Consider the following 6,423-nt stretch of genomic DNA (forward strand, 5'->3'; position numbering starts at 1 on the left):
AAATTTAACTATCCAGTTTTGCCAAACAGTCAGAATTAATATCAGCAATTGTTTTGGCACCAGTCAAGGTCATCGCGACGCGCATCTCTTTATCTAGCAGTTCTAGCAAATTACTTACCCCTGCACTGCCATCCGCCGCTAAAGCATAGATAAAGGCGCGCCCTAGCATGCAAATATCGGCTCCCAAAGCCAACATACGCACAATATCTAAGCCATTGCGTATGCCAGAGTCGGCTAAGATTTTAATCTCTCCTTTAACCGTATCAGCAATAGGAGGCAGCGCCCGTGCACTGGATAAAACACCGTCCAGTTGTCGTCCACCATGATTGGATACGACTATACCGTCTGCCCCAAAACGCACCGCATCTTTGGCATCTTCTGGGTCCAAAATACCTTTGATGACCATAGGTCCATCCCAGTATTCCCGAATCCAATCTAAATCTTTCCAAGAAATGGAAGGATCAAAATTATTACCTAGCCAGCCTATATAATCTTCTAACCCTGTTGGCTTACCTAAATAAGTAGAGATATTGCCCAGATCGTGCGGACGGCCATTTAGCCCTACATCCCATGCCCATTGCGGATGCGTCACAGACTGGAAGTAACGGCGCATAGCGGCATTTTTACCGCTCATGCCAGAGTGCATATCTCGGTAGCGTGCCCCTGGTACCGGCATATCCACCGTAAAGACTAGAGTCGAACACCCCGCCGCTTTGGCACGTTCCAAGGCGTTTTTCATAAAGCCTCGGTCTTTTAATACATAAAGCTGAAACCACATTGGACGGATGATTTTAGGCGCCACTTCTTCAATCGGACAAACCGAAACCGTCGACATGGTAAACGGAATGCCTTTTTGATCGGCTGCCATAGCAGCTTGCACCTCCCCGCGACGTGCATACATACCTGTCAGACCCACGGGTGACAAAGCTACAGGCATAGATAGGGTTTCATTAAATAACTGCGTCTCTAAGCTCAGTTGTGACATATCATTCAGTACACGCTGCCTAAGGGCAATTTGTGATAAATCTTCAACATTACGTTTTAAGGTATATTCCTCATAAGCACCGCCATCTATGTAATGAAATAGAAAGGGTGGCAGTCGGCGCTTGGCAGCAGCCCTGTAGTCGTTTGGAGATGAAATAATCATATGCTTACCTTTTTTATCCTAAATTTGTACTCATGCTTCAGCATAAAGCTCAGCCCACACTAACTATTACACACAGCACGAGCAGTTGCGTTTATTTTTTGATGTTTTACCAATGCCAGGATTAAAGGTATTGGTTGGGTCTAAGCTTTTATAGAAGTTCCGCAAATCAGGTTCTGCTTCATATAAGTGCCCGACATTATGTTCAGCAGGATATTTTGCGCCACGTTGATTCAACAGCTCTAGCATCATCGTTTTCACATATTGAGCGTCACTACCCTTTTTCAAAATATAGTCTTGATGAAACACATAACAAAAGAAGTGTCCGTAATATAACTTCATTTCTAAATGCTGTGTAATTGCTTCAGGTAGGGTTTCAAGCCACTCTAATTCATTACGGGGTATAGCAATATCGAGCGCTAATATCTCGCCTACTTCTTTTTCATGGATGACCTCATATCTTAATGCTGCACCGGCGGCTGCGAAACGGTTCAAAAAGGCACTTTCTGACTCTTCTTTACTACATTCAAAATAGCTACCGCTTTTTGATGCCGCAAAAAATGACTGCAAAAATTCTTGTGCTTCCACTATCCCATCATCGCTCATTTTTATTATGAGGTGATGCTCGTACTTATCACGGTACGCCAGCATGCGCTCAGGTAAATGTTTTGGAAATAAGTTAGCTATAAACTGCATGACTTTATCGGTGAAATGCTTTGGCATCCACGACCACTTATGAAATTTAGCGTCAATAGCGCCTTTAATAGAGAATAATCTTGGTAAGGCATCTGTACCAAGATGCTTGATACTTAAAAAAGTGTCTTTACCGTATTTAGCGGATACATCAAATATATCGCGATGCATATATTCGCCAACTTCAGGAGTATTTTTGAAAGTTGATAGTATCTGCCTTCTTAACTGGGCAAGCTCGCTGACACTATTACTGCCTATATAGAAAGCTTTCTCTTTTGTAGCGGTTGGATAAGTATCTAGGCGTACTGCAAATACCGCCAACTTGCCCGCACAGCCACTGGCTTCATACAGTCGGCGCTTATCAGCATTAAAACGGCTTGGCGTACTTGCATCAATATCTTTTACTCTGGCGATATATTCTTTGTCTGATGCCATCTTGCCACTGTCAGGTAGCTTTCTCTTATCAAAATTACCATTTTGCAATCTCGTCAGTATTTCTTCCGGGGTATCCCCTAGCACCATATCTAGGTGGTTGACCAACACCAATTGACCTTGTTCGTTAATCTGCGCAAACAAAGCCAGCTCAGTGTAAGCAGGGCCTCTTTTCACCAAGGACCCTCCCGAGTTATTAGAAATACCACCAATAATAGACGCCCCTAAAGTCGAGGAACCAATGACCGAATGCGGCGCTCTATTCACCGCATTCAGCTGACTTTGTAATTGGTGTAGCGTCACCCCAGCCAAACTGATTACTTGCTCATTATCATTTATCAAATATAATTGATCTATTGCCAGCGTATTAATGACCACCACAGGTCTATCATAGTCATTACCGCTTGGCGTTGAGCCTTCGGTTAGGCCTGTTTTTGCCGCTTGCATGATAATAATGCAGTTACCTTCAACGCATACTTCTAGGCAACGCCAAATCTCCAGCAAGGTTTGTGGAAACAAAACCGCTAAAGCGTTACCACCACCAGAGCGCCATCCCATTCTATAGTATTCGTTTTTCTCTAGATCAGCTTGAATATTGCGAGCGCTTAGTACGTCTGTGAGCTTATTAAGGACTTGATCAGGGCTGAGTATATCCTGAGAAGACATGTCTGCTGAAGAGATGCGACCCTCCTTATCTAGTGATGGTGTGTCATTCATGATGTTAGAGGACCTTGGTAACTAAAAATATAAATGGCGGCCATGACGATGATGCCACAGAACAACACATAATATAGAGTAGGTAAAATAGTACGCCGAAGCGTCGCGCCCTCCATTCCAAGTAAACCCACCGTTGCGGATGCAGCCACTACGTTGTGTATGGCAATCATATTACCCGCTGCCGCACCAACGGCTTGAGAGGCTATGATTAAAGAAGGTGAAATACGTAGGCTCATCGCCGCTTCATACTGAAATTGACTAAACATCATGTTAGAGACGGTATTAGAACCCGCGATAAAGGCTCCTAGTGCACCAATCGTAGAACTAATTAATGGAAAAGCGTTGCCAAAAGTACCCGCAAACAACTCAGCACTTGCGACTGGCATACTCGCCACATCGGATAAGTTGACCCCTGAATTGATAAAGATTCTGACCATCGGAATCGTAAAGACCAGTACAAACCCAGCCGCTAAGACCGTTTTGGTTGATTCTTTAAAGGCATTATTTAGTGCACTACCTGGTTGTTTGGTTTGCAGAGCAGCGGCAACCAAGGCGCTTATTATTAACAAGCCTCCAGGTAAGTACAGAGGACTAAAGCTAGCGCTTATATCTACCTCACCTAAAACAGACGTAAAATCTAACGTCGCAGTGGTTAGTAAGGATTCAAATCTAGCAAACACTCTTGAACAAACCAACAAAAGCGCAACGAGCAAATAAGGGAACCATGCCATAACCGCAGACATCTTTTTACTGGTTAAATCCAGCGTCACATCTTCCTTACTGACCACCAACTTACCCATCCATTCGCTTGGCCAGTTTTTTTGAGGTTCAAAGTCCCATGTCGTTTTTGGCACTAAGAACCCTCTTTTGGCAGCGTTTACAACAATGGCGATGCTCACTAAACCCCCAACCAGTGAGGGAAACTCAGGCCCTAAAAAGACACCCGTTAAAATATAAGGAATCGTAAAGGCCAAACCGGCAAATATAGCAAATGGCCAAATAGCGAAGCCTTCTTTCCAGCTTTTATTTTTGCCAAAAAAACGTGTGAGCATCATCACCATAAAAAGGGGCATAAACGTCCCAATGACACCGTGAATCATAGCGACCTGACTGGTTATAAGCTGCAAAAAGCTATCCCACTGTAGCCCTTCTTGTGCAAGCCGAGCGCTAATGGCTGCGGTATCTAAGCCCTTACTTACCCCTATCACAATAGGCGTGCCGACTGCCCCAAAGGATACCGGTGTACTTTGTATCATCATTCCCATTAATACTGCACCCAGCGCCGGAAAGCCTATCGCCACCAGTAAAGGAGCGGCAATAGCGGCAGGTGTACCAAAACCAGAGGCGCCTTCAAGAAAGGTGCCAAAACACCAGGCAATAATAATGGCCTGAACCCGTCTATCTGGCGATACGTTGGTAAATCCAGCACGAATAACGGCAATGGCACCCGTATGCTTTAAGGTATTCAATAAAAAAATAGCCCCAAAGACTATCCACAATACCGAAACCGTAATGACCAAACCTTGAATGATGGATGAGGACACTCTAGTGAGCGTCATATCCCATATAAAAATAGCGAGCGCCGCGGTAACGGCTAAAACTATCGGCATTGTTTTTTTGGCTGACCATTGCAAGCCTATCAAAAAAATACCAGAGAGAACGATTGGCAGTAATGCCAGTAGGCCATATATTGTTTGATTCAAAATCATAACATCCTTTTTTATTGTTTAATCTTCCTTGAACCAAGTCATCAAAGCCTTATTTGGACAGCTATATGATGACTAAGTTGTATTAAATATTCACAAACAGGGACTGTTAATTTGCTAAAGCTGTCTTGCAGAAAAAACCGAGCACGACTTGCGACAGTTTTTGGCGCAATGTTCAAAACGTCCTAAAACAGTCTACGCCTTGTTAATTAATTGATATATTGCATCAATGGACAATGTCATTTTCTTTTTTTGCTATAATCTAACCCGTATTACACCAATTGGAGCACAAGTATGGTCAAAGCTGACGATATGGTTTTATTCGTCCAAGTTGTTGATGAAGGGTCGTTTTCTAAGGTCGCTGAAAAGATGTCATTAACCAATTCAGTAGTGAGCAAGCGCATTGCAAAACTAGAAAAAAACTTAAATACTCAGCTACTTTATAGAAGCACTAGAAAGTTGAGCTTAACCGATGCAGGGAGGACGCTGTATGACAAAGCTAAAATTGCTAAACTTGCCTTTCAAGAAGCAGAAGATGCGGTGACGGGTTACGGTGAGGATATGAGAGGCACTATACGTATAACCATGCCTGTGGTCTCTGCGAATTTGATATTGAGCGAATCGATTGCCGAATTCTGTGAACAGCATCCTGAAATCTCAGTAGATTTACAAATTACCAATCGCTTGGTTGACTTGATAGAAGAAGGCTTTGATTTGGCAATAAGGACCGCTGAGCTTGAAGACTCATCGCTCATTGCAAGGCGCCTGATAGATAGCCAATGGGTGATATGTGCGACGCCAGATTATTTAAAGCAATATGGCATCCCTCAAACCCCTGAAGAATTACAGTATCATGAGTGTTTGGTCTATAAGTTTGATAATACCTCGAATAACATATGGCCCTTATATATAGATGGTACAGAGCAATTAATGCCTGTCCAAGGCCGGTTTTATAGCAATCATTTGAGTGCGATTAAACAAGCCACGCTTAGCGATTTAGGTGTCGCTTTTTTGCCCCAAGCGCTGGTCTATGAGGAAATACAGCAAAATACACTTACGCAGATTTTGCAACGGTTTACCCGAAAAAAACTGGGCATGTATGCGGTTTATCCTAAAGCTAGACAACCAGATCAAAAGTTAAAACTGCTCGTTGCACATTTGCGAGACTCATTACATCGGAAACAGGCTTACTATTGCTAAGTAATAGTAAGCCTGTTTCCGATGTACATAAGAGAATGAGTGAAATCAAAAAGCTAATAAGAGGCTGTTATTACTCGCGATATAGCTTGAGTAATTTAGGGGATCACGGTGTATTTGATACTGTACATTGAGAAAATTTTTATAAGAGATTGACTCGATATTAGATTTTGCTATACCAACCGAAATACTGATTCACTTATCAGCCGTATTAATAGTCTTAGGACTAAGAGAGTTACGCTGTAAAAAAAGAATACTTACTAAACTTAGCTTTTTTCTTCTCACCGGCGAAGAATCGCACTTCTTCTGCACTTAACAGCTCATTGGCTGAGTCTTCGTTGAATAACCGCAATAATCTCCGCATAATATGCATTGAATAGTATGGTTAATCACCGCATTAAATTTAGACATTACGAGCCTTTCCTAAAAAGTGTGTAACTGCTTATAATCCACTAACAGGAGAATAAGCAATGACTAACCAATCTGACATCAAGAAACTGGCTGAGCAAATGGCCAGCAGCATGAAAAGCTTCG

4 protein-coding genes are annotated in these 6,423 nt (G+C 42.7%); 1 reads left to right on the top strand and 3 read right to left on the bottom strand.

Features of this window, described 5'->3' with window-relative positions; genetic code table 11:
• Positions 1-4: 4 nt before the first annotated feature.
• The 3 genes from lldD to EI161_RS00370 form a co-directional block, all read right to left on the bottom strand.
• The gene (gene lldD / locus EI161_RS00360; RefSeq protein WP_192523311.1) at positions 5-1,147 is read right to left on the bottom strand and encodes an FMN-dependent L-lactate dehydrogenase LldD; all 1,143 of its coding nucleotides are present in this window, start codon (positions 1,145-1,147) and stop codon (positions 5-7) included.
• A gap of 66 nt (positions 1,148-1,213) precedes the next feature.
• Positions 1,214-2,935 (bottom strand): D-lactate dehydrogenase, encoded by a 1,722-nt coding sequence (gene dld, locus EI161_RS00365; protein ID WP_192528725.1) that lies wholly within the window; start codon positions 2,933-2,935, stop codon positions 1,214-1,216.
• 47 nt (positions 2,936-2,982) lie between these two features.
• On the bottom strand, positions 2,983-4,689 hold the full coding sequence (locus EI161_RS00370; RefSeq protein WP_192523310.1) for an L-lactate permease: 1,707 nt from the start codon (positions 4,687-4,689) through the stop codon (positions 2,983-2,985).
• Positions 4,690-4,986: 297 nt separating this feature from the next.
• Here EI161_RS00370 and EI161_RS00375 point away from each other — a divergent pair, with 297 nt between their 5' ends.
• The gene (locus EI161_RS00375; RefSeq protein ID WP_192523309.1) at positions 4,987-5,892 is read left to right on the top strand and encodes a LysR family transcriptional regulator; all 906 of its coding nucleotides are present in this window, start codon (positions 4,987-4,989) and stop codon (positions 5,890-5,892) included.
• The last annotated feature ends 531 nt before the right edge of the window (positions 5,893-6,423 follow it).

Source organism: Psychrobacter sp. FME5 (genome assembly GCF_014861375.1).
Taxonomy (GTDB): Bacteria; Pseudomonadota; Gammaproteobacteria; order Pseudomonadales; family Moraxellaceae; genus Psychrobacter.